This is a genomic window from Prauserella shujinwangii (genome assembly GCF_003001955.1).
GTDB lineage: Bacteria > Actinomycetota > Actinomycetes > Mycobacteriales > Pseudonocardiaceae > Qaidamihabitans > Qaidamihabitans shujinwangii.
On sequence record NZ_PVNH01000006.1, the window covers coordinates 247,399 to 270,368 of the forward strand.

19 protein-coding genes are annotated in these 22,970 nt (G+C 73.8%); 7 read left to right on the forward strand and 12 right to left on the reverse strand.

Translation table 11 applies throughout. The annotated features are described in order from the left end of the window. Window positions 1-51 precede the first annotated feature (51 nt). The gene (locus B0I33_RS16485; RefSeq protein ID WP_106179834.1) at window positions 52-1,215 is read right to left on the reverse strand and encodes a lactate 2-monooxygenase; all 1,164 of its coding nucleotides are present in this window, start codon (window positions 1,213-1,215) and stop codon (window positions 52-54) included. A gap of 106 nt (window positions 1,216-1,321) precedes the next feature. On the opposite strand from B0I33_RS16485, the gene B0I33_RS16490 reads away from it, so the two are divergent. Beyond that, complete coding sequence (locus B0I33_RS16490; protein WP_106179663.1) at window positions 1,322-2,350, forward strand: DNA polymerase III subunit beta family protein; 1,029 nt, start codon at window positions 1,322-1,324, stop codon at window positions 2,348-2,350. A gap of 52 nt (window positions 2,351-2,402) precedes the next feature. Here the strand turns inward: B0I33_RS16490 and B0I33_RS16495 are convergent, their stop codons facing one another. The 3 genes from B0I33_RS16495 to B0I33_RS16505 form a co-directional block, all read right to left on the reverse strand. Further along, window positions 2,403-4,178 carry a GMC family oxidoreductase N-terminal domain-containing protein gene (locus B0I33_RS16495; RefSeq protein WP_106179664.1) on the reverse strand — a complete coding sequence of 592 codons (1,776 nt, stop codon included), beginning with the start codon at window positions 4,176-4,178 and terminating at the stop codon, window positions 2,403-2,405. Continuing rightward, the gene (locus B0I33_RS16500; RefSeq protein WP_106179665.1) at window positions 4,178-5,077 is read right to left on the reverse strand and encodes a hypothetical protein; all 900 of its coding nucleotides are present in this window, start codon (window positions 5,075-5,077) and stop codon (window positions 4,178-4,180) included. Before B0I33_RS16500 ends, B0I33_RS16495 begins: the two co-directional genes overlap by 1 nt. Before the next feature lie 124 nt (window positions 5,078-5,201). Continuing rightward, window positions 5,202-6,428: a PucR family transcriptional regulator gene (locus tag B0I33_RS16505; protein ID WP_106179666.1), complete on the reverse strand. Its 1,227-nt coding sequence runs from the start codon at window positions 6,426-6,428 to the stop codon at window positions 5,202-5,204. 174 nt (window positions 6,429-6,602) lie between these two features. Here B0I33_RS16505 and B0I33_RS16510 point away from each other — a divergent pair, with 174 nt between their 5' ends. Continuing rightward, a complete protein-coding gene (locus tag B0I33_RS16510) occupies window positions 6,603-7,844 on the forward strand; it encodes a Bcr/CflA family multidrug efflux MFS transporter (RefSeq protein ID WP_106179667.1) in 1,242 nt (413 codons plus the stop codon). Here the strand turns inward: B0I33_RS16510 and B0I33_RS16515 are convergent. The 4 genes from B0I33_RS16515 to B0I33_RS16530 form a co-directional block, all read right to left on the reverse strand. Beyond that, a complete protein-coding gene (locus B0I33_RS16515; protein ID WP_106179668.1) occupies window positions 7,841-8,125 on the reverse strand; it encodes an oxidoreductase C-terminal domain-containing protein in 285 nt (94 codons plus the stop codon). The two genes, B0I33_RS16510 and B0I33_RS16515, sit on opposite strands and share 4 nt — an antisense overlap. Next, entirely contained in the window at window positions 8,110-8,301 is a 192-nt protein-coding gene (locus B0I33_RS29680; protein WP_146147513.1) for a hypothetical protein, read from the reverse strand. Before B0I33_RS29680 ends, B0I33_RS16515 begins: the two co-directional genes overlap by 16 nt. Window positions 8,302-8,612: 311 nt before the next feature. Continuing rightward, complete coding sequence (locus B0I33_RS16525) at window positions 8,613-9,794, reverse strand: helix-turn-helix domain-containing protein (RefSeq protein WP_106179835.1); 1,182 nt, start codon at window positions 9,792-9,794, stop codon at window positions 8,613-8,615. 75 nt (window positions 9,795-9,869) lie between these two features. After that, window positions 9,870-11,093, reverse strand: a complete 1,224-nt coding sequence (locus B0I33_RS16530; protein WP_106179670.1) for an NAD(P)/FAD-dependent oxidoreductase — start codon at window positions 11,091-11,093, stop codon at window positions 9,870-9,872. Window positions 11,094-11,269: 176 nt separating this feature from the next. Between B0I33_RS16530 and B0I33_RS16535 the strand changes: the two genes are divergently transcribed. The 5 genes from B0I33_RS16535 (at window position 11,270) to B0I33_RS16555 (ending at window position 16,616) form a co-directional block, all read left to right on the forward strand. Next, window positions 11,270-11,482 carry a hypothetical protein gene (locus B0I33_RS16535; RefSeq protein WP_106179671.1) on the forward strand — a complete coding sequence of 71 codons (213 nt, stop codon included), beginning with the start codon at window positions 11,270-11,272 and terminating at the stop codon, window positions 11,480-11,482. A 50-nt stretch (window positions 11,483-11,532) separates the two neighbouring features. Then, window positions 11,533-13,524: an SDR family oxidoreductase gene (locus B0I33_RS16540; protein WP_106179672.1), complete on the forward strand. Its 1,992-nt coding sequence runs from the start codon at window positions 11,533-11,535 to the stop codon at window positions 13,522-13,524. A gap of 96 nt (window positions 13,525-13,620) precedes the next feature. Continuing rightward, entirely contained in the window at window positions 13,621-14,370 is a 750-nt protein-coding gene (locus B0I33_RS16545) for a hypothetical protein (protein WP_106179673.1), read from the forward strand. A gap of 33 nt (window positions 14,371-14,403) precedes the next feature. Next, on the forward strand, window positions 14,404-15,930 hold the full coding sequence (locus tag B0I33_RS16550) for a VOC family protein (protein ID WP_106179674.1): 1,527 nt from the start codon (window positions 14,404-14,406) through the stop codon (window positions 15,928-15,930). Window positions 15,931-15,953: 23 nt separating this feature from the next. Then, a complete protein-coding gene (locus B0I33_RS16555; protein WP_106179675.1) occupies window positions 15,954-16,616 on the forward strand; it encodes an O-methyltransferase in 663 nt (220 codons plus the stop codon). Here the strand turns inward: B0I33_RS16555 and B0I33_RS16560 are convergent. From B0I33_RS16560 to B0I33_RS16575, 4 genes are all read right to left on the reverse strand, one after another. Then, entirely contained in the window at window positions 16,606-17,727 is a 1,122-nt protein-coding gene (locus B0I33_RS16560; RefSeq protein ID WP_106179676.1) for an ABC transporter ATP-binding protein, read from the reverse strand. The two genes, B0I33_RS16555 and B0I33_RS16560, sit on opposite strands and share 11 nt — an antisense overlap. 3 nt (window positions 17,728-17,730) lie before the next feature. Next, complete coding sequence (locus tag B0I33_RS16565; RefSeq protein ID WP_181193328.1) at window positions 17,731-19,212, reverse strand: ABC transporter permease; 1,482 nt, start codon at window positions 19,210-19,212, stop codon at window positions 17,731-17,733. A 74-nt stretch (window positions 19,213-19,286) separates the two neighbouring features. Further along, on the reverse strand, window positions 19,287-20,324 hold the full coding sequence (locus tag B0I33_RS16570; RefSeq protein WP_245900751.1) for an iron ABC transporter substrate-binding protein: 1,038 nt from the start codon (window positions 20,322-20,324) through the stop codon (window positions 19,287-19,289). Further along, window positions 20,285-22,858 carry an AMP-binding protein gene (locus tag B0I33_RS16575; protein WP_106179678.1) on the reverse strand — a complete coding sequence of 858 codons (2,574 nt, stop codon included), beginning with the start codon at window positions 22,856-22,858 and terminating at the stop codon, window positions 20,285-20,287. Before B0I33_RS16575 ends, B0I33_RS16570 begins: the two co-directional genes overlap by 40 nt. Between the last annotated feature and the right edge of the window lie 112 nt (window positions 22,859-22,970).

Sequence of the window (22,970 nt, forward strand, 5' to 3'; positions counted from 1 at the left end):
CCTACCACCATAGCCGGACCGGCCCCGCCCGCCCGGCGGCGAGCGGGAGTTTCACACCCGGCGCAGCACCGTGGAGTCGAGCTCAGTGACGGTGCGGTGCCCGGAAAGACCCATCGTCAGGTCGAAGTCGGCGAGCAGGCCGCGCAGCACGTGGCGCACCCCGTCCTCGCCGCCGTGCGCCAGCCCGTAGACGTAGGGCCTGCCGACCAGCACGGCACGCGCCCCCAGCGCGAGCGCCTTGAGCACGTCCGCGCCGGTGCGCACGCCGGAGTCGAACAGGACCGTGGCGCGCTCACCCACCGCGGTGGCGATCTCGGGCAGCATGTCCAGCGCGGCGACCGCGCCGTCCACCTGGCGGCCGCCGTGGTTGGAGACGATGATCCCGTCCATCCCGGCGTCCACGGCGCGGCGGGCGTCGTCCACGTGCTGGATGCCCTTGAGCAGGATGGGGCCGTCCCAGTGCTCGCGCAGGAACGGCAGCGCGGACCAGTTCCGGTCCGTGCCGGTGACCATCGAGATCCAGCGCAGGATCGCCGTGGGCGCGTCCTCCTCCGGCGTCTTCTCCAGCAGCGACCGGAACGCCGGGTCGGTGAACGGCACGGCGAGGCCGTCGCCGTTCAGGAACGGCAGGTAGGCACCGTCGAGATCGGCGGGCCGCCAGCCGAGCGTCCACGTGTCGAGCGTGACGACGAGGGCCGTGTAGCCGGCCTCCTTCGCGCGGCGCAGGATGCTCCCGCACACGTCCGGGTCGTTCGGCCAGTACAGCTGGAACCAGCGGGGGCCGTCGCCGCTCGCCTCGGCGACGGCCTCGATGCTGTGCGACGACGCCGTGGACAGCACCATCGGCAGGCGCAGGCCCGCCGCCGCGCGCGCGGTCGCCAGCTCCCCGTCGGGGTGCACGATCGACTGCACGCCCACGGGCGCCAGCAGCACCGGCGCGGGCAGCTCCGTGCCGAGCACGGTCGTGGACAGGTCGCGTTCGGTGGCGTCGGTCAGCATCCGCGGCACGATCCGCCAGTGGTCGAACGCCGCGCGGTTGGCCCTGGCGGTGGCGCCGGAGCCCGCCGCGCCGGCCACGTACCAGAACGGCCCGGGTTCCAGCAGGTCCGCCGCGGACTCCTCGAGCCGGGTCGCGTCGGTGGTGAACGCGGGTGTGGTCCCGCCGTAGCCCTGCAGGTAGATCTCGTTCTGGTAGGAACCGAACCGTTCGGTCACGTGCACCTCCCTCTCCGTTCCCCCCACGCCTGTCCATACCGGTCGGTATCCTACGCACGCTCGCCGGGTTGACCTTCGAGTCGGTCGAACGCCCAGAATTCCTGCCATGCCCGACGACCTGAGCATCGGCGAGTTCGCCCGCCGGACCGGCCTGACCCCGAGCGCGCTGCGCTTCTACGACGACTGCGGTGTGCTGCGGCCCGCGCGGACCGACGAGTCCAGCGGCTACCGCTTCTACGACCCCGGCCAGCAGCCCAGGGCGGAACGGCTGCGGGAGCTGCGCGCGGCCGGCCTGCCGCTGCCCGACGTCGCCGCGGTCCTCGACGGCTCCCCCGCCGAGGCCAGGCGGGTGCTGCGGGCGCACGCCCGCACGCTGCGGGAGCGGGCGGTCTCGGCGCAGGCGGCGCTCGCGGGGGTGCTGCGGGCGCTGCCCGACGCCGGGCACACCGAGGTGCGGCTCGGTGGACCGGAGCTGGCGAGTGCGGTGCGGCAGGTGGTGCCCTCGGCGGCGGCGACCGACGACGTCCCCGCGCTGGCGTGCGTGCTGCTGGAGCTCACCGGGGAGGAGGTGCGGCTCGTCGCCACCGACCGGTACCGGCTCGCCGTGCGGGAGCTGCGGCCGCTCGGGGCCGAGGGCGACCCCCGGGAGCTGCTCGTCCCGGGCGCGGCCCTGGTGGAGGCCTCGGCGTGGGCCCGGGGACTGGCCGAGGTCACGATCGAGAGCGGCACGGCGGGGACCCGGCTGGCAGGCGGCGGAGCCGTGCGGGAACTGCCGGTGACCCGGGCGGAGTTCCCGGACTACCGGACGGTGCTGGCCGCGCTCGCGGCCCCCGCCCACCGGGTGCTGACCGGCAGGCGGGAGCTGCTGGCCGCGGTCGAGTCGGCCGGGGACCGGGTGGTTCTCGACGGCGGCGACGGAGTGCTGCGGGCCGGGGACCGCGCGCTGCCCGCCACGTGTTCCGGCCCGCCGCCGCGAATGGCGTTCGACCCGGCGGTCCTCGGCCCGGCGCTGGCGGCGAGCGTGGGGCCGGACGTGCTGCTCGAGATCGCCGACGACGTCTCCCCGGTCGTGGTGCGCTCGGCCGACCAGGGCGGGTTCACCACGCTCGTGATGCCCGTGGCCCTGCCCTCGTGAGTGGTGACCGTGGTAAGAACCACGGTCGCCACTCACGAGGCGGGGCAGGAGATCACAGCCCCAGTTCGCCCAGCCGCACGCTGATCCTCGGGTCGGTCGAGACCACCGGTGCACCGGTGGCCACCCAGGGGTCACCGCCGAAGTAGCGCTGGAAGATCTTCTCCGCGGTGCGGGTGGCCAGCGCCTGCGTGGTGAGCGTCGGGTTGGGTCCGCCGAGCGCGTTGGGCAGCGCGGAGTTGTCGGCGATGAACAGCCGCCGGACGGCGCGCGACTCGGCGTTGGCGTCGAGCACCGAGTTCCGCTCCGACTCGCCCATCCGCATCGACGACTGGACGTGCAGGATCAGCGGCGCCCAGTCGATCCGGTACACCTTCCGCGCCCCCGCACCGCGCAGCAGCTCCGCCGCCTTGCGGGCCATGAACTCGCGGTTGCGCGTGGTGCGGGCGGTCCGGGCGCGGTGCCGGAAGCTGATCTTGGGGATCGGGCCGTTCTCGTCGGCGGGCAGCGCCGAGAGCGTCACCCGGTTGTCCCGTTCCACGTCGTCGTCCGTGATCACCAGGACGCTGAGCAACCGGTCCAGGCCGCCGGCGACGAGTTCCTTCAGTTCCGGCCCCATGACCCGTCCGGCGGGACCGTCCCACGGACCGGTGGGACCGCGCCCGTTGGTGTACTGGCCGCGGATGCCGCTGTCGGACAGGGTGGTGGAGAACGCGTTGAGGGCGGGTGGCAGGCCGACGTTCTCCAGCCCGCCGTAGGGCGGGAAGTCCAGCCGCGCCGACGAGCCGACGCCCTTGGGGTTGCCGGTGTCGTCGTCGAAGGCGCCGATCACCCAGTCGAAGAAGTGGTCGGTGTAGCCGCGGCCGACCCAGTCGTTGGGGTTGGGCAGGCCGCTGTTGAACCACAGCCTCGGGTTCTCGGTGCAGCCACCCGCCATGACGACCACGCGGGCGTCCTCGCGGTGCTCGGCGCCGGAGGCGTTGTCGCGCCAGGTGACGCCCGTCGCGGTGAGCGCGCCGCCGCGGCGCTCGGTGTGGATCCGCGTGACGAAGGCGTCGGTGACCAGGTCGACCGGCCTGCCGCCGGGCGCCCACACGTCGGCGGTGAGCGCCATCGGAACGTAGCTGTTGTCGGTGGAGCGCTTGGCGAACTGGTTGCGCGGCGCCCCGACGGGCCGCATGCAGCCCTGGAAGCAGTAGCCGCAGAACGTGCAGCCGGTGGCCTGCGGGTAGGCCAGCAGATCGCGGTCGGTGGTGCGCCCCGCGTTCCCGCCGGGTTGCAGGATCGCGTTCTCCTGCGGCCGGTACGACGGTCCCGTCGTGGTCTTCGTGGTCTGCACGGGCAGCCCGAGTGTCTCGCAGCCGCGGAAGAACACCGCCTCCTTGGTGCCCATGGCCGCCGTCATCACCGGCGCGGTCGCCTCGACCCATTCGAAGTACGGCACCATCTCGGCGTAGGAGAACGGGAACCGGTGCTCGATGTCGTATTCGTTGCGGTCGGGCCCCTCGTAGCCGCTGAACACACCGGGGTAGGCACGCGGGTAGTTGCCGTAGAAGTGCTGGGTGGTGCCGCCGACGCCGGAGAGCTGCCACACGAAGCTGTTCTGCGACCACTCGCGGAACCACGCCGGCTTCGACCGGTCGGTGGGACCGAGCCGGAAGTAGCCGGTGAGCGGGTTGTTGGCGTCGTTCTCGAAGCTCGTCCACTGTGCCCGCGGATCGGCGTGCCGCGGGCCGGCCTCCAGCACGAGCACGTCGAGTCCCTGGGCGGCGAGTTCCTTGGCGACGACGGGGCCGCCGCCTCCGGCGCCGATGACGATCACGTCCCGCATCAGTCACGCACCTCCGTGCGACCCTGGTAGTAGCCGATGAAGTCGTCCCAGCCCTCGACGGGCCCTTCGGGTTGGTAGCCGGTGAGCCGCCAGCCGACGGGCCGCGCCGTCAGCTGCCTGGTCTCCGCGTCGAACACGGCGTACTCGGTGTAGGAGCCGAAGCTGGCGAACTCGATGAGCGCGCCGCCGACGAACTTCAGCAGCCCGGAGACGGAGTGCTTCAGCGGCTCGGGGAAGTGCACGTCGAGCGTGGCGACGAGGTCGGAGTCGGGTCCTTCGAGGAGTTCGAAGGCCCGCGCCTTCTCCGCGTAGGAGAGCCGCGCGAACGGCGAGAGGAACGCGCCGTTCACCGCGAGCGGGTTCACCTGGGTGGCGAGCAGGTTGAGCATGCCCGCGATGGGGAAGGACAGCGGGATCGTCGCGTCGTTCTCCAGCAGCGCGGAGAACGCCCGGTCGAGCGTGCCCAGCTGGCCGGGCAGCAGGTCGGCCCCCGGCAGCGGGACCGCGCTGTCCGCGAGGCCGGTGGCCAGCGCGGCGCCGACCGGCCGGGCGAGCTCGTCGGGGAAGGGGACGAAGTTGTCGAGGGCGTCGAGCAGGAAGTCGGTGGTGCCCGCCTCGAGCGCGCCGGGGGTGTCGCCGGGCGTGCCCTGCGCCGCCGAGTAGGCGTCCGGCCCGGGCAGCGCGAACACGGACAGGCCGTTGAGCGTGTCCCGCGCGAGTTCGGCGAGCACGGGCCTGAGCAGGCCCACGGCATCGGGCAGCAGGTCGTTCTGGGCGGCGGCCGCGGGCGGGGTCAGCGCGCTGCGAGGCAGCAGTCCGCCGACACCGACGGCCGCGCCGAGCAGGCCGAGGCGGGCGAGGAACGCGCGCCTGCCGACCGGGACGGTGGAGTCGGGCATCGCATCTCCGGGCGTGGTGGGAGGGCTGGGCGGGCCGCCGCCCACACCACGCGTGCTCGAGTCCGCACACTCCGTCGTGTGACCGGCGCCACGTCTTTCCTACCAGCCGAACGGAGTAGGGGCACTAGTCCGTTTGCCCAGAATGTCCTGCTCCGCGTTGTGCAGGGCGGTCACCGTCCCTGGCCGCGTGGGCGATGAGGGCCAACGACAGTGCCAGCCCCGCCTCGTGGTCCTGCATCGACCGCCCCAGCAGCGCCTCCAGCCTGCGCAAGCGGTTGAGCACCGTGTTCCGGTGGCAGTACAGCCGCGCGGCGGTGGCCGCGGCCGAGCGGTTGCTCCGCAGCCACTCGGCCAGCGTGGTGAGCAGCACGTCGCGTTCCGCGGCGGGCAGCCGCAGCAGCGGCCCGAGCACGCCGTGCAGCAGCCGGTCGGCCAGCTCGGGAGACCGGGCCACGAGCGCCTCGGGCAGCCGCTCGTCCAGCACGGCGAGGCCCTTGCCGTCGGCGGGCAGCGTGCGCAGCGCCAGCCGGGCGAGATCGTGGCCGACCCCGACCTCGGCCAGGCCCGGCACGGCGGGACTGACGCCGACGCGGGCGCGGACACCGCCGCGGAGCAGGTCGAGCACGCCGGTGAGGTCGCGGCGCTCCAGCGCGACCAGGCCGACCATCGTCTGCTCCCTCGGTTCCCACACCGAGCGCACGCCGTAGCCGGCCAGCGTGTCCTGCGGCATCGCGAGCCCCGGCGTGCCGTCGGCGGCGAGGTCGGCGACGAGGACGACGTAGGCGCTGTCGTGCGGCAGACCGAGCTCACTGCCCGCCTGCTCGGCGAAGCCCGGCTCGCGGCCCCGGCCGCGCAGCAGGTCGCCGACCAGCGCGTGCCTGCGGTGCTCGTCGAGCCTGCGCAGCTGCAGCTCGGTGTGCCGGTAGGCCCTGGCCACCTCGGAGGACGCCTCGTCGACCACCGTCCACACGGTGGTGGCCACGTCGAGCAGCCGGTCGCGGTCGACGCGGTCGTCCTCCTTCGCCATCCGGACCATGCCCCGCCAGATGACGCGCCCGCCGAGCCGGAACGAGCGCAGCACGGAGTCGAGCGGTACCCGCTGCTCGGCCCTGCGGGTGCCGGTGGTGGCCGCCGCGTCGAACGGGTTGTCGCCCGGCGGCACGGTGTTCCCGAGGATCTGCAGCACCCGCTGCAGGTTGGTGCGACAGGAGCGGCGCAGCTCGGCCAGGGTCACCAGCGCCGCGTCGTGGTAGCCGGGGTTCTCCGCGAGGATGTCGGCGACCAGGTCGTCGGTGAGGGTGTCGAGGCGCGTGCTGAGCATCCGCGCCATCTCCTCGGCGAGATCGGCCACGCTGCCCTCCTTCCCTGGATACCCGGGTGCGAAAACCCTAGGTCACGCCCGTCCGGGCAGCGAAAAGTGATGGCTCTCACCGGGCGGCGGTGGAATATTTAGTGTCTCTACGCAAGTTATTCGAGCGGGACCGGCAGCCGTGCATCCGTGGAATCCACCGGGAGGGGCCAGACCTTGAGCGCGCACACCGCGACGAGACCCGCCACCACCGACGACTCCCGGGCGCACCCGCCACGCCGGCTGCGCTACGCGCTCGTCCTCGGCGGGCTCACCGCGTTCGGGCCGCTGTCGGTGGACATGTACCTGCCCGCGCTGCCGAGCATGGCCGCCGACCTCGGCACCACCGACGCCACCCTCCAGCTCACCCTGTCGTCGTTCATCGTCGGGCTGGCCCTGGGTCAGCTCGTGATCGGCCCGCTGTCGGACGCGCTGGGCAGGCGCAGGCCGCTGCTCGTGGGCATCGCGATCTACGTGGCCGCGTCGGTGCTGTGCGCCGTGAGCCCGTCGGCGGAGCTGCTGATCGCGGCCAGGGCGGTGCAGGCCGTCGGCGCGGCCGCGGGCATCGTGGTGGCGCGCGCGACCGTGCGCGACCTGTTCTCCGGCACCGCGATGACCCGGTTCTTCTCCATGCTCATGCTGGTCACCGGGCTGGCGCCGATCCTGGCCCCGGTCCTCGGCGGGCAGGTGCTCACCTGGACGTCGTGGCGCGGGGTGTTCCTGACGCTGACCGCGTTCGGCGCCCTGCTGCTGGCCGTGGCGGCGTTCGCGCTGCCGGAACCGCTGCCCCCGCACCTGCGCTCCCCGGCCCGGCTGGGCCGCGTGCTGCGCACCTACGGCGCCCTGCTGCGCGACCGCGCGTTCCTCGGTTACGCGCTGGCCGCGGGCATGATCTTCGCGGCGATGTTCAGCTACATCGCGGGCTCGTCGTTCGTGCTGCAGGGCGTGTACGGGCTCAGCCCGCAGGAGTACAGCGTGGTCTTCGGCGTCAACGGCGCCGGGATCGTGCTCGCCGGCCAGGTCAACGGCCGCATCGTGGGCCGGGTGCAGGAGCGCACGCTGCTCGCCACCGGCCTGTTCATGGCGACGCTCGGCTCGGCGGCGCTGGTGATCGCCGCCCTGCTCGGCCTCGGGCTGCCCGGGCTGCTGCCCCCGCTGTTCCTCGTCGTGTCGAGCATCGGGCTGATCATGCCGAACTCGAACTCGCTCGCGCTGGCCAACCACCCACGCTCCGCGGGCTCGGCCTCGGCACTGCTCGGCGTGGTGCAGTTCGTGATCGGCGGGGCCGCCTCACCGCTCGTCGGCGTGTTCGGCGAGGACTCGGCGGTGCCGATGGCCACGATCATGGCGAGCTTCGGGGTGCTGTCCCTGGCGAGCTTCCTGTTCCTGGCGGGACGGCCCGCGAGCGCACCGGCCTAACCCACGGCGGGGAGATCGCCGGTCCGCAGCGTCTCCTCGGCAACGGCCAGCTGCCCGTCAACGATCCGCTGGAGCGCGTCGCCGTGATCCCACACGTTCACGTTCAGCGCGGCGGTGACGCGGCCGTCGCGCAGCCAGAACGCCACGAACGCGCGGTCGGCGAGGTCGCCGCGCACCACGAGCCGGCCGGTGCCTGGATCGGCGAGGCGCCCACGTGATCTTGCTGGCGACGTTCGGCACCTGCGATGAGGCCACGTCGTTTCACTCAACGCGCATAGCACACTTCACAAGGCTCAGGCTGGCTCGCGTCGCCTCGATGAAAGATCACCTGCCCGCACCGCGCGACGGCGAGCGCTTGCCGTTTCTCGTGCGACAGGTAGAGCACGCCGTCACGTTCCCGGTGCCGGATGCCGTAGACATCGATGATCTCGTGTGCTCGTGTGGCCGTGCCGCTCATGCAAGCTCACCCCGGCCCTCGCTCGCTCGTACGCGCACGAGGCACGTCTCACACGGCATCCCTGCGAGACGATCGAGCCGTTCACCTTGCCCCGCGAGGAAAGCCTCGCCACACAGCGCGGTGAGCCGTTGCGGTACATCGCCGAGCGCGAAGGTGTCGGTCGGGAGCGGTACGAGATGCACGCTCCTCCGCGTCTCACCCACGGCGCCCCGCCGGTAACGTGCGAAAGCCGTCACGGTGCTCATGCGCTGAGCGTTGATCAGCTCACACGGAGGTTGTTGCCACGGTGGCAATCACCCGTTCGTACGACGCTAGACGGGCAACCCCGCCCGGTACGCCATCCCCCGCAACTCGCGCCCCACGGCATCACGCTTCGCCCTGGCAAGTAGCTCAGCGAGCACCGACCGCATGAAGGGGTGCCGGTGAATCCTGGCGGGCGAGATCATCTCCGCCCGGCGCAGCATCATCACGGCATTGTCGCGTTGCTTCGGCAAGCGCGCGAGTGCCCGCCCGTACTCGCGGTAGTACGCGGACAGGCGGGTCGGGGAAGGCAGCGCGTCCGGGTTCACGGTTTCCGCGATCCTCGCCGCTTCGGCGTGCTCGCCCGCTTCGAGCGCGACGCTCATGCGCCACACACCGACATTGGACGGGCCGAACCCGAAGTACAGCGCGTCCCCCTCGCCCGTGTGCTCGGCAAGATCACCGGCGTGCTCCAGCGCCGCGACGCGCTCAGCATGATCCTTGCTCGCAGCCGACACGAGCGACAATGTGAGAGCGAGCATCCCGCTCACCTGTGCCGCTTCCGGCGTATCGGTACCAGGGTCGGCGGCGGACAGGCTGTCTCGCGCCAGCCCGAACCCACCAGCACCGATCAGGCCGAACGCCGTCCCGAAGGCGCTCACAGCGTCGTACAACGGCTCGTCAAGGCGCTCGGCGGCTTGCTTCGCGAGGGAACTCGCCTGCCACGCGAGGTCAAGACTCGCCCCGATATCGCCCAACCACGCTTGCGTACCTTGTACGTGCGTCATCACGAGCAGACGGAGAACCTCACGCTCGTCGCGGTTGGCGCGCAATGTCGTATGCAGGTCGCGAACAAGACCGGGAAGCTTCGCGCCGACCAGCGCATAGTCGCAATCCCGTTGCGCCGTAAGGACTTCCTCAGTACGTGCGCGTAGCTCGTCAAGCGGCGCGACGCGTCCGCGCGGTTCATTCATGCTCGCACTGAGCAGCGACAGCCGAACGTCGTTGAGCGAACGATCCTCGTCCAGCTCGCCCGCCGTCGTCACGGCCGTACGGGTGATCTCACTGGGCGCAACGTCCAGCGCGTTCGCGAGTGCAACGATGAGTGAACGCCTGTCCAGGGCACGCTCGCCGCTTTCCAGCCGCGACAGGTAGCTAGCCGAGATACCGGCGAGCCCGGCCACGACAGCGAGCGACTTGCCCCGCGCGTGCCTGATCGCCCGAAGGTTCCGGCCAACGTCAGGCGTGCCCATGCCGTCAGGGTACCGGCCGACCTCATCCGGCAGCCGCACTAATCCGATCACTTTGCTGGCGCGCAGTACCGGCGGTCACTCCGCGCTCGCAAGGTCCCCACGCGTGAGCATGTCGTCGTCAACGGCCAGCTGCCCGTCAACGATCCGCTGGAGCGCGTCGCCGTGATCCCACACGTTCACGTTCAGCGCGGCGGTGACGCGGCCGTCGCGCAGCCAGAACGCCACGAACGCGCGGTCGGCGAGGTCGCCGCGCACCACGAGCCGGTCGGTGCCTGGATCGGCGAGGCCCCGGTACTCACAGCCCAGGTCGTACTGGTCGGAGAAGAAGAACGGACTCGCGGTGTACGGCTCGTGCTCGCCGAGCAGGTTGCCCGCCACGTGCTCGCCCTGGTCCTTGGCCGCGGCCCAGTGCTCCACCCGCACCCGCCTGCCGTGGCGGGGATGGAAGTGGGACGCGATGTCGCCGGCCGCGAAGACGTCGGGCGCCGCCGTGCGCAGGCCCGCGTCCACGCCGACCCCACCGTCGTCGGCCGGTTCGAGCCCGGCCCGGTGGGCCAGGTCGATCCTCGGCTCGGCGCCGACCGCCACCAGCACCACGTCGCCGGTCACCTCGCTCCCGTCGGCCAGGCGCACCCCGGTGACGCCGTCCGGCCCGCCGGTGACCGCGTCGATCTTCGCGCCGAGCCGCCACCGGACGCCGTGCTCGGTGTGCAGGTCGCGGAACACGGCGGACACCTCGTCGCCGAGCACGTCGTGCAGCGGGCCGGGAGCCTGGTCGACGACGGTGACCTCGGCGCCGTGGTGGTGTGCGGCCGCGGCGGCCTCGGTGCCGATCCAGCCCGCCCCGACGATCACGACCCGCCGCGCGGACACCAGCGCCGCACGCAGGCCCAGCGCGTCGTCGAGGGTGCGCAGCGTCCACAGTCCGGGCAGGTCCCCGCCCGGCACCGGCAGCACCCGCGGCCGGGAGCCGGTGGCGAGCAGCAGGCGGTCGTAGCGATGCTCCCCGCCCCGGTCGTCGGTCACCACCCGGGCGCCGAGCTCCACCCTGGTCGCCGGCACGCCGGGCCGCAGGTCGATGTCGTGCTCGGCGTAGAAACCCTCGTCGTGCACCCAGTCGGGTTCGTCGGTGTCGCCGAGCAGGACCGCCTTGGACAGGGGCGGCAGCTCGTACGGCCGGTGCCGCTCGGCACCGAGCACCAGCACCTCGCCGTCGAAACCGCGGCCGCGCAGGCTCGCCGCCGCCGTGGCTCCGGCCAGGCCGCTCCCGACGATCACGACCCGCCGCGGTCCGGGCATCGGAGTGCTCCCCTGCTTCGGTGGCGCTGCCGATCCGACGGTACCGCGCCGGGCCGGTAACGGCAGCCCGCGCAAAACAGATACACATCGTTCGCGCGGAACGCGTCATGGCCCCTGCCCCCGGTCGTCCCACCCGCACAACGCACGAGACCCGACTGGACGAAGGGCGAGACGACGTGGCAGTGCGAGACGAATGGGCGATCGCGTGCCGGGACATCGCAGGCAGGCGACGCGAGCTGACCGTCTTCGTCAGCAACGACCGGGTGGTGCTGGTGGCGCCACCGGGCGAGGCGGCGGTGCTCGCCCCGCTGGACGTGGGCAGACTGCGCGCCGCGCTGCGGGACGCCGTCGTGACCGTGGCCAGCTCCGGCGAGAACGACGATGGGTGAATCCAGGACCCCTACCGAAACCTACTCCGGAGTAGGTAATCTGCTCCGCGATGACCACCTACTTCCTCACGGGCGCGACCGGCTTCATCGGGCGCCGGCTGGCCGCCGCCCTGCTCGCCAGGCCCGGTACCGAGACCGTGTACGCGCTGGTGCGGGAGACCTCCCGCGGCAGGCTCGCCGACCTCGCGGCGCACTGGCCGAACGCCGACCGCCTGGTGCCCGTCACCGGTGACCTGACCGAGCCCGCCCTCGGCGTGGACCCCTCGGCCCTGCGGCCGATCGACCACCTCGTCCACCTGGGCGCCGTCTACGACTTCACCGCGAGCCCGGCCGCCAATCGGATGGCCAATGTGGACGGCACGCGCAACGCCCTCGACTTCGCCGCCCTCGCCCGCGCAGGCCGCTTACACCACGTGTCGTCGATCGCCGTCGTCGGCGACCACATCGGACCGTTCACCGAACGCGACTTCGACCTCGGCCAGCGGTTCCCCTCCTCCTACCACGCCACGAAGTTCGAGGCCGAACGACTCGTGCGCGAGCAGGACCGCGTGCCGTACTCGGTGTACCGGCCCTCGGCGGTGGTGGGCGACTCCCGCACCGGCGAGATGGACAAGATCGACGGGCCCTACTTCTTCCTCCCCGCCCTGTCCCGGCTCGCCGCGCTGCCGACGCGGCTCCCGCTGGTGACGCCCGAACTCGGCGCCACCAACCTGGTCCCGGTCGACTACGTGGTGGACGCCCTGGAACACCTGCTCCACGTCGACGCGCCGGCCGGCACGACCTACCACCTGGCCTCGCCCCGGCCACAGCCGCTGACCGAGGTCTACAACGCCTTCGCCGCCGCCGCGGGCGCACCCCGCGTGCGGACGGTGCCCGCGGGTGACCCGGCCACGCTGCGGGCGTTCGGAACCCGGATCGCGCGGCTGGCCGCCGCGGGCGCGGACCAGCTGCCCGGCGGCACCGCCGCCCTGCGGGCGGTGTTCGACGAGCTGGGCGTCCCCGTCGAGGTGCTGCCGCACCTCCACCTCGACGCCGTCATCGACACCGACCGCACGGTCGCCGCGCTCGCCGGTTCCACCGTGACGCTGCCCGAGCTCACCGAGTACGCGCGGCCGCTGTACGAGTACTGGCGCGACCGGCTCGATCCGGACCGTGCGCGGCGCAGGCCCGCGGGCGGGCGGCTGCGCGGCCGGACCGTGCTGATCACGGGGGCCTCCTCGGGCATCGGCCGGGCCACCGCGCTGCTCGCGGCGCGGCGCGGGGCGACGGTGCTGCTGGTCGCGCGCCGGGCCGACGAGCTGGAACGCGTGCGCGCCGAGGTGGCCGCGGCAGGCGGCCGGGCGGCCGCCTACCCGTGCGACCTCACCGACGGCGACGCCGTCGACGCGCTCGTGAAGGTGGTGCTGGCCGAGCACGGCGGCGTCGACATGCTCGTGAACAACGCGGGCCGGTCGATCCGGCGCTCGCTGCTGCTGTCCACCGAACGCTTCCACGACTTCGAGCGCACCATGGCCATCAACTACTTCGGCCCGGTGCGGCTCACGCTGGGGCTGCTGCCGTCGATGGCGCGGCGCCGGTTCGGGCACGTCGTCAACGTCACGACACAGGGCCTGGAGACGGACACCCCGCGGTTCTCGGCGTACCTGGCCTCCAAGGCGGCGCTGGAGGAGTTCGGGCGCACGGCCGGGCGGGAGACGCTGTCCGACGGGATCACGTTCAGTTCGGTGCGGATGCCCCTGGTGCGCACCGACATGATCGCGCCGACCGGGCTGTACCGGTCACTGCCCGCGATCAGCCCCGGGAAGGCGGCGGCGCTCGTCGTGCGGGCGCTGGAGCGGCGGCCGGAGCTCGTGAGCAGGCCGGAGGGCACGGCCGCCGAACTGGCGGCCAGGGTGACGCCGCGCCTGGCGCGGTTCGTGGCGCACCTGGCCTACCGGGTCGCACCGGAGTCGGCGCCGGAGGCCCGCGACCTGCCACGGCAGCCACCGTTGGCCGCCGTGGCCGGCACGCTCACCCGGCTGCTCTGGCGCCGCCGCGCCTGACCCGGGTCACCGGCGGTGAACGGCACCTTCCCCGCGCCCGGCGCGGGGCAGGTGCCCTTCACTGCGCGCCGCCGTCCGCGCACCTAACGTGGAGACGTGGCAACGGGCGAGCGGAAGCGCACGGACGCACCACCGGGGGCCGCGGCACGGACGCACGCCGTGCTCAGCGCGGCCCTGCTCGCCCTGGGTTCCGGCGCGGTCCTGTGGGGCGCGACCCAGCGGCCCGCGACCGACGCGGAACTGGCGCCGCTCGGGTCGGCCGAGTACGTCCAGGTGCTGGCCGAGAACATCGTCGCCGCCGAGCACGAGTGGCGGGCGGTGCACGCCGCGCTGCTGGCGGGCGCGCTGCTGTGGGCCCTCGGCGCGCCGGCGCTGCGCATGCGCACCGGGGGCGGGTTCACGGGCACCGGGCTGCTGGCGCTCGGGATGGGTGCCGCGCTGTGGACCGTGGCGCTCGTGCTCGACGGCTTCGTGGCGCCGGTGCGTGCCTCGGCGGCCGCGGCGCAGAGTTTCACCGTGCGCTCGCTCGACGGCTTCCGGGCCACCCACGAGGCGGCGGCGACGCTGGGGGTCCTCGGCTGGCTGCTGATCGGGCTCGGGGTCGCGGCGCTGTCCTCGGCCGCGGTCGCCGCGCGCGAGCTGCCGGGACCGGTGCGCTTCGGCACCGGCGTGCCCGGCGTGCTCGTGGGACTGTGGCCGCTCGCGGCGGTGGGTGCCGGGTTCTTCCGGCCGGGCGTGTTCACCAGCGAGCTGTGGCGGCCCACGGCGGCGGTCACCGCGGTCTGGTTCGTCGTCGCCGCGGCGGCACTGGTGTGGACAAGCCTCGTGAGTGCCAAGCAGGGTTAGAACCACGTTTCTCACTCACGACCTGGGGGCGGCATGGAGCAGGCGAACGGGATCGGCGAGGTGCTGCTGCGTGCGGACGACCCGGAGGAGCTGAGCGGGTGGTACGCCGAGCGGCTGGGTCTCGACACCGCCGTGGAGGGTCTTTCGGGCGAGCCGGAGCCCGGGCACGGGGGCCGTGCGGTGTTCACCGCCGCCGTCACCGGCCCGCGCGGCTGGGCGCTCACCATCGGGGTTCCCGACCTCGACGCCACCGTCGGCGCCCTGCGGGAGGCGGGGGTCGCGGTGGACGCCGACCCGGACGGCCGGTTCGCGCACCTGCACGATCCGGAGGGCAACCCCGTCCGGCTGTGCCGGGCGGGCACCGGCCGGGCGCGGCCGGAGGCGCCGGGACCGGACACCGGCGGCTATCTCCGCCCCCTCGACAACGATCCGGCCGATCCGGCCGAACCCGCCGGGACCGCGCGGCGGCACCGCTGGCTGCCCCTGGTGCCGATCGCGCTCGCCGCCGTCGTCGCCGTTGTGGTCACCACGATCCTGGACTCGGGCGACCAGCCGGAGGCGACCGAGCAGTCTCCCCCGGCGACCACCACGCAGGCCGCGCTGCCGGTCGCCCCGACCAGCTCGGCCGCGCCGGGCGCGGTCCGGGTGGAGCGGCACGAGCCCGAGATGCTCGGCGTCACGGCGGGCTGGGAGCTGTTCGCCTACACCGGCCTGGAACTGGTCCGTATCGAGTTCGCGGAGGGCAGGATCACCCGCACCGAGCTGCGTGCGGCCGAGATGAGTGGGCCGGCCCAGCTCGTCGCGGGGCCACGGGGCGTGCTCGTCCAGCCGGAGGGCGACACCACGACCTGGTACGTGCCGGACGGGAAACCGCCCCGGACGGTGCCGGCGGCGGGCACTTCTGGCGGGCCGGCCCTGCCCGGTCCCGAGCCGGGCACGCTGTGGGTCCCGGTACACACGAACGGCCAGGCCCACCTCGAGCTGACGAGACTGTCCGGAGAACCGGTCGGCACCAGTGTGCCCATACCCGAGGGCTTCTGGCCGTCGGCGAGTGACGGAGCCGGAACCGTGTTCGGGCAGCACACCGGCGGCACCTACCGGGCTGGCACGGACGGCCTGCACCGCGTGACGACCGGCGCGGTGGTCGCGGCGGGCCCGACCCACCTCCTCCTCGTCGAGTGCGACGACCGCGCACGCTGTTCCCGCGTCGTCGTCGACCGCGACTCGGGCGCCCGCAGGACGCTGCCCGGCACCACCGACGCCTCGTTCGGGTTGAGCGGGGTGGTGTCCCCCGACGGCGCGTTCGCCGCGCTGCCATCGTCGGCCAGCAACCTGACGTACCAGCTGATCGACCTCCGGTCCGGGGCCGAGCACACCGTCGTGGAGCTGACGGAGTTGCATTCCGGCCAGCACCCGGTGTTCTCGCCCGACAGCCGCTGGCTGTTCGTGCCGGACTCCACGGGCGGCCTGGTCGCGTACGACACCCGCGAGCAGCACATGCGGTACCTGCCGGTCGAGATCTCCTCGGTCGACCAGGTGGCCGTCCGGGCCGGGTCGTGAGCACGCGGCTACGCTCGGAACACATGACGCAGGACACCTGGACCGCGGTCGACGCCTTCCTCAGCTCGCAGCTCGTCTCCCCCGACAGCGCGCTCGACGCCGCGCTCGAGGCCAGCCACCAGGCCGGGCTGCCGCCCATCGCCGTCTCCCCGAACGAGGGGAAGCTGCTGTACCTGCTGGCCAGGATCGCGCGCGCCCGCGCGATCCTGGAGATCGGCACCCTCGGTGGCTACAGCACGATCTGGCTGGGACGGGCGCTGCCGCCGGACGGGCGCCTGGTGACGCTGGAGGCGGAGCAGGCGCACGCCGACGTCGCCCGGCGCAACGTGGACCGGGCCGGGCTGACCGGCGTCGTGGACATCCGCGTCGGCCGCGCCCTGGACACGCTGCCGACCCTGCGCGGCGACGGGCTGTTCGACCTGGTGTTCGTCGACGCGGACAAGCAGAGCAACCCCGACTACTTCCGCTGGGCGCTGGAGCTCACCCGGCCCGGCAGCGTGATCGTGGTGGACAACGTCGTGCGCTCCGGCGCGATCACCGAGCGCGGCAGCGAGGACCCCGCGATCCGGGGCACGCAGTACCTGTTCGAACTGATGGCGGCCGAGCCCCGCGTCGAGGCCACCGCGCTGCAGACGGTCGGCGCCAAGGGCCACGACGGGCTCGCGATCGCGCTCGTCACCGGCTGACCGCGCCCGACCTGCCCCCAAGGCCACCTTGGTTGCGCTCAACGCCACCAAGGTGGCCTTGGGGGCACACCGGAGGGCCCGCGGCGGGCGAGGTGGGAAAGAACAGGGCGGGGCCGGACACCGTCACGCCGACCTCGGCGCCGCGGCCCACCGGCAGCGGGCCCTGCACGCGGGAGCGCACCTGGTGGCCGCCGCCGAGCCGCAGCAACACCGTCGCGTCGTGCCCGTGGAAGAACACGTCCGTCACGGTGGCGGGAACCCCCCGCCGCGGGTCCGGGTCGAGGCTCAGCTGCTCGGGCCGCACCAGCACGGTGCCGGGCCCTCCGTCGCGCGCGGCCACCGGCAGCCTGCCGAGCGGCGTGCTCGCGGCGCCGCCGAGCACGCTGCCCTCGAACACCACCGCCTCCCCCACGAACAGTGCCACCCCGAGGTCGGCGGGCTCGGCGTAGACCTGCTGGGGCGGGCCGAGCTGCGCCACGACCCCGTCGCGGAGCACCGCCACGAGGTCGGCCACGCCCAGCGCCTCCTCCTGGTCGTGGGTCACCAGCAGGGCCGTCGCCCCGGTGGCGTGCAGCGCGGCGCGGACGTCGGCCCGCAGTTCCTCCCGCAGGCTCGCGTCCAGCGACGAGAACGGCTCGTCCATGAGCACCAGGCCCGGGCGCGGGGCGAGGGCCCGGGCCAGGGCCACCCGCTGCTGCTGGCCGCCGGAGAGCTGCGCGGGCATGCGCGCACCGAACCCGGCGAGCCCCACGAGCTCCAGCAGCTCGTCCACCCGGCCGCCGCGCCGCTGTGGCCTGCTCAGCCCGAAGCCGACGTTGGCGGCCACGCTCAGGTGCGGGAACAGCGCGCCCTCCTGCGGGACCAGGCCGATCCCCCGCCGTTCGGGCGGCACGTGCGCGCCGGGCGCCGACAGCACGGTCTCGCCCAGCGCGACCCGGCCCTCCCACGGCGGGTGCAGACCGGCGAGCACCCGCAGCAGCGTGGTCTTGCCGCACCCGGACGGGCCGAGGACCGCCGCGAGCTCCCCCTGCGGCACGGCCAGGTCGAGGCCGCGCAGGACGGGCTCCGGCCCGTAGCCCGCGACGAGGCCCCGCACGGTCAGCTGGCTCATCGGCTACCTCCGGGACGCCGGGCCGCGCAGGAACTGGTCGAGCAGCAGCGCGGGCACGGCCGCGACCACGAGCAGGACGGCGGCATACGGTGCGGCCGCGGCGAAGGCCGCGATCTCGGTGTTGCTCCACAGCTGGGTGGCGAGGGTGTCGGTGCCGGTCGGCCGGAGCAGCAGCGTCGCGGGCAGCTCCTTGGCGCAGGTGAGGAACACCAGCGCGGCACCGGCCAGGATCCCCGGCGCGGACAGCGGCAGCGTCACCAGCAGCTGCGTGGCGGCCCGTCCCTTGCCGAGGGAACGCGCCACGTCTTCCAGCACCGGAGGGGCGTTGGCCACGGCCGTGCGCACCGCGCCCACGGCCAGCGGCAGGAACAGCACCGCGTAGGCGAACGCGAGCATCGGCACCTCCTGGTAGAGGCCCGGCGCGACGCGGATGCCGAAGAACACGAGCGCCAGGCCGACGGTGATACCCGGCAGTGCGTGCCCGGCGAAGCTCGCGAGCTCCACTCCCCTGGCGACGGGTCCCCGGTGGCGGGCGGCGAGCACCCCGACCGGGATCGCCAGCGCCACGGTGAGCAGCGCGCCGAGCCCGGACACCGTGACGGTGCCCCACGTGGCCGACAGCAGGTCCGCGGGGTCGACCCCGGCGGAGCGGCCCGCGAGCAGCCAGCGCAGCAGGCTGTACACGGGCACGCCGAGGGCGAGCGTCACGACCGTGACCACGCCCGCGAGGGCGGGGATCCGCGCCCGGCCGAGCGGCACCGGGTGCGGGGTGCGGGCGGCGCCCCGCGCGGCTCGCCCGGCCGCCGCTCCCCTGGCCCGCCGCTCCCCGTAGGTCAGCGCCATGGCGAGGACCACCAGCACGCAGCCGAGGATCGCGGCGGGCGTGCGGTCGAACGTGGCCTGGTAGCTCGTGTAGATGCCCATCGTGAAGGCCTCGAACCGCATCAGCGACACGGCGCCGAAGTCGCTCAGCACGTAGAGGGCCACGAGCAGCGCGCCCGCCGTGGCGGCCGGGCGGATCTGCCGCAGGGTGACCAGCAGGAACGTCCGGCCCGCCGGCTTGCCGAGCGTGCGGGCGACCTCCTCGACGGCGGGGTCCGCCGACCGCAGCGCCGCGGCGACCGGCAGCAGCACGTACGGGAACGACACGAGGGTGAGCACTCCGAACGCGCCGGGGAACCCGGCCAGCGAGGGCCACTGCGCGATCCAGGTGAACCCGGACACGTACGAGGGCACCGCCAGCGGCAGCACGAGCAGCACCGCGGCGGCCCGCCGCCCTGGCAGGTCGCTGCGCACCACCAGCCATGCGCCCAGCACGCCGAGCACGAGGCAGGCGGCGGCGACGGCACCGGCCAGGGCGAGGCTGCGGCCCGCCAGCGCGAGCGTGCGCTCCTGCCACAGCACGTCGCCCACGCGGCGCACGCCGCCCTCGAACGAGCGCAGCACGAGGTAGGCCAGCGGGGCGAGGGCCGCGGCCGCGGCCACGAGGGCGGCCGCGGTCAGCAGCGGCGCCCGGCCCGTCCACCTGGCGCGGGCGGGCCGGGCGAGGCTCGGCGTGCTCAGGACAGGCCCACCTCCTGCAGCATCGCCAGCGTCTCCTGCAGGGACGACAGCGAGGACAGGTCGATGTCCGGCGACTGCACCTCGGTCAGCGGAGGCAGGTCGTGCCTCGCCGAGGTGACGTCCGCGTTCACCGGGTACTCGGCGGTGTTGTCGGCGAAGTACCGCTGGGCCTGTTCGGACAGCAGGAACTCGACGGCCTTCAGCGCCGCGTCAGGGGAGTCGTTGCCCTCGACGACACCGGCGCCCGCGACGTTGACCAGGGCGAGCGGGTCGTCGCCGCCGACGTAGTGCAGCCTGGCGTTGACGTTCTCCTCGCCCACCTCGGCGACCTTGCGGTGCCAGTAGTAGTGGTTGATCAGCCCGAGCGCGATCTGTCCCTGGTCGACCGCGTCGAGCACGGCGAGGTTGTTCTGGTAGCGCTGCGGCTGGTTCCCGGCGAAGCCGGTGAGCCACGCGCGGGCGCCCGCCTCGCCACGCAGCACCCGGAAGCCGGTGACCGACGCCTGCCACGACGCGTTGGTGGGCGCGTAGCCGATCTGGCCGCGCCACCGCGGGTCCAGGAGGTCGTCGGCGGACTCCGGCAGCTCCTCCTCGCGCACCTGCCCCGGGTCGTAGGCCACCACCCGCGCCCGCGCGGAGGTGGCGACCCAGCTGCCGTCGGCCGCGCGGAACTTCTCGGGGGCCCGGTTCAGGACCCGGGCGGGCAGTGTCGCGAGCCTGCCCTGCTCGCCGAGCGCACCGAGCGCGCCCGCGTCCTGTGAGAAGAACAGGTCGGCCTCGGTGGCCGCACCCTCCTCCAGGATCTGGGCGGCCATCTCGGCGCTGCCCCCGTAGCGCACCTCGACGTCGAGGCCGGTGGCCTGCCCCAGCCGGTCGAGCAGCCCGCCGACGAGTCCCTCGTGCCTGCCGGAGTAGATGACGAGCGTGTCGGGTCCTGCCTGGCCGCTGCCGCAGGCAACGGCGAGCGGGGCGGTCAGCGCGACGATCGCGGCGATCACCGCACCGGTGCGCACGCGGGGTCGGATCGGGAACACGCGTCCTCCTTGATGGGTCGCGGGCGGGGCCACGGGGCGGCCGCCCATCGGGTCCTGAGCAGGCGGGCGGCGCGCTGCGCGAGCGCCTGCGCGGCGACTCCCCCGGCGAGGCTCGCCAGGACCACCGGCAGCGCGGGCAGGTGGGCGAGCAGGGCCGGGTAGATCGCGTAGTGGGTCAGGTAGATGGCCAGGGACGCGCCCGCCAGCAGCCCGGCCAGGCGCACGACCGGTGCGGGCAGCGGAAGCGACGGCACGGCGAGCAGGAGCGCCAGGCCGCCGACGACGACGGCGTCGCGGACCGGGTTGCCGAAGTATCCGGACACCAGCAGCAGGCCGAGCGCGGCGACGAACCACTTCCGGCGCGGTGTGGCCGCCCGCTGGGCCAGCCAGCCGAGGACGAAGAACCAGCACGCGCCGTGGGCGCTCATCGCGTGGTCGAACACCTGGCCGGTGCCGTCGAGGAGCACGTTGAGCGCCAGCGCGACGGCCAGCGCGCCGAGCGCGAAGCCGAATCCGTGGGCGCGCTCCAGCCTGCGCACGGCCGGGATCGCGAGCACCAGGCCGAGCACGAGCAGCACCTGGACGAGCACCTCGACGAACCAGTAGCCGCGCGCGACGGGAAACGGCATGTAGTTGCTGACCAGCAGCACGTTGGCGAGTCCGACGTCGGGTTCGGTGAACGCCCGGAACCCCAGCCACAGCATCGACGGGACGGCGATGCGCGCCGCGCCGCGCAGCACGCGGGCGGCCACCCGGCCGGAGCCGACCCTGGCCAGGCCGAACCGGGCGAACGTCCACCCGGCCAGCACCAGCAGCAGGTGCGCGCCGCCGAGCAGGTGGAACAGCCCGATGTGCGTGCCGACCACGAGCACGATGGCGACCGCCCGGAGCACCACGTTGGTCTCCACCGGGCGCACCAGCCGGGACGGCCGGTGCCGGGTGCGGAGCCGGTCCAGTTCCCGGACGGGGGTGGTGTGCCAGCGGCCGGGCAGCGTGCCGAGCACCCGCTGCAGCTCGACCGACGTGCGGACGTAGGTCAGCGAGTCGCCGCCGAGCTCGACGAACGTCGCGTCCGGGTCGATGTCGGCGTGCCCGAGCACGCGGGCGAACAGCTCGCGGACCGAGTCGCCGGGCCGGTCCGGCTCCGCGGTGGCCGCCGCCCGCAGGGCGGGGTAGTCGATCTTGCCGTTGGGCAGCCGGGGCAGCTCGGCGAGCGCCCGCACGCGCACCGCGTGGCCGGGCAGGCCGAACCGGTCGCGCACCAGGTCCCGCACGGCGCCGGTGTCGTGGCCCTCGGGCACCGCCACGACCAGTGCCCGGTCGTCGCCGGTGCACACCGCGGGATGCCCGTGCTCGGTGAGGAGGGTCTCGACCTGACCCAGGTCGATCCGCAGCCCGAACGGCTTCACGAAGCGGCTGCGGCGGCCGACGATCCGGTAGAGGCCGTCGGGGGCGCGGCGGGCGAGGTCGCCGGTGCGCAGCGCGCTGACGGTCCGGCCGAGGGCGAGGTCGGCGGGGCCGTGGGCGTAGCCGAGCATCACGTTGGGGCCGTGGTAGACCAGCTCCCCCTCGTCGAGCTCGAAGCGGCCGCCGGGGATCGGGACACCGATCGTGTCCGGGTGGTCGGCGGCGAGCTCGGGTGGGAGGTAGGCCATCCGGGCGGTGGCCTCGGTCTGGCCGTACATGACGAAGAACCGCCAGCCGCGCTCCTGGCCGAGCAGCGCGTACCGGCGCACGCGGGCGGGGTCGAGCCTGCCGCCCGCCTGGGTCACGTACCGCAGGTGCGGCAGGTCCATCCGCTCGAAGCCGAGGGCGTCGAGCAGGTCGAAAGTGTAGGGCACCCCGTGCAGGCTGGTGAGCCGGTGACGCCGCGCGAGGGACCAGAACGACTCCTCCGTCACGGAGTCGCCGGTGAGCAGCAGGGCCGCGCCGCGCAGCAGGTTGCTGTGGGCGACCGACAGCCCGTAGCAGTAGTGCAGCGGCAGCGACGTGGCGGCGCGGTCGGTGTCGCGGATGTCGAGGTAGGTGGCGATCGCCTCGGCGTTGGCCTGCACGTTGTCCGCCGACAGCCGGACCAGCTTCGGTGAGCCGGTCGAACCCGACGTGGACAGCAGCAGGGCGAGGTCGGGGTGCAGGTCGTGGGCGGTGCCCGCGCGCCGCTCGGTCAGCCGCCAGCCGCGGGGGCTGCGGCGGAACACGACGTCGGGGTCGTAGGCGGAGATCAGCGCGTCGACGCGGCCGGGGTCGTCCCCCGCGGCGAGCAGCACCGGATGTCCCCCGGCGAGGGCGGCGAGGCAGGCCACGAGCGGGTCGGGCTCGTTGCTCGCGGCGACGAGGACGAGCCTGCGCACGGTGCCGAGCCGGCGCGTGACCGCGTCGACCCGGTCGGCGAGCTCGCGGTAGGTGAGTTCGCGGTCGGTGAGCGGACTCTCGCCCGGCGTGACGATCGCGAGGCGGTCGCCGTGCCGGCGCAGGTCCCTGGCCAGCGGAACGCCCAGGGCGACCTGCTCGGGGGCCGCCAGCTCCAGTACCACCTCGGTGTCACTCTCGACTCAGGCCGACCACCCCCACCGTCGGCAAGCTCAGCCTTACCTACCTAAGGGAAGGCTTGCCTGAGCATAGCTCCCGGCATCGAGAGTTCAAGGT

Bases quoted from the DNA above. Each gene is read 5' to 3' on its own strand.
- B0I33_RS16550 (WP_106179674.1), top strand. From the start codon at position 14,404: ATGGAGCAGGCGAACGGGATCGGCGAGGTGCTGCTGCGTGCGGACGAC.
- B0I33_RS16495 (WP_106179664.1), bottom strand. From the start codon at position 4,178: ATGCGGGACGTGATCGTCATCGGCGCCGGAGGCGGCGGCCCCGTCGTC.
- B0I33_RS16555 (WP_106179675.1), top strand. From the start codon at position 15,954: ATGACGCAGGACACCTGGACCGCGGTCGACGCCTTCCTCAGCTCGCAG.
- B0I33_RS29680 (WP_146147513.1), bottom strand. From the start codon at position 8,301: ATGAGCGGCACGGCCACACGAGCACACGAGATCATCGATGTCTACGGC.
- B0I33_RS16560 (WP_106179676.1), bottom strand. From the start codon at position 17,727: ATGAGCCAGCTGACCGTGCGGGGCCTCGTCGCGGGCTACGGGCCGGAG.
- B0I33_RS16525 (WP_106179835.1), bottom strand. From the start codon at position 9,794: ATGGGCACGCCTGACGTTGGCCGGAACCTTCGGGCGATCAGGCACGCG.
- B0I33_RS16530 (WP_106179670.1), bottom strand. From the start codon at position 11,093: ATGCCCGGACCGCGGCGGGTCGTGATCGTCGGGAGCGGCCTGGCCGGA.
- B0I33_RS16500 (WP_106179665.1), bottom strand. From the start codon at position 5,077: ATGCCCGACTCCACCGTCCCGGTCGGCAGGCGCGCGTTCCTCGCCCGC.
- B0I33_RS16490 (WP_106179663.1), top strand. From the start codon at position 1,322: ATGCCCGACGACCTGAGCATCGGCGAGTTCGCCCGCCGGACCGGCCTG.
- B0I33_RS16540 (WP_106179672.1), top strand. From the start codon at position 11,533: ATGACCACCTACTTCCTCACGGGCGCGACCGGCTTCATCGGGCGCCGG.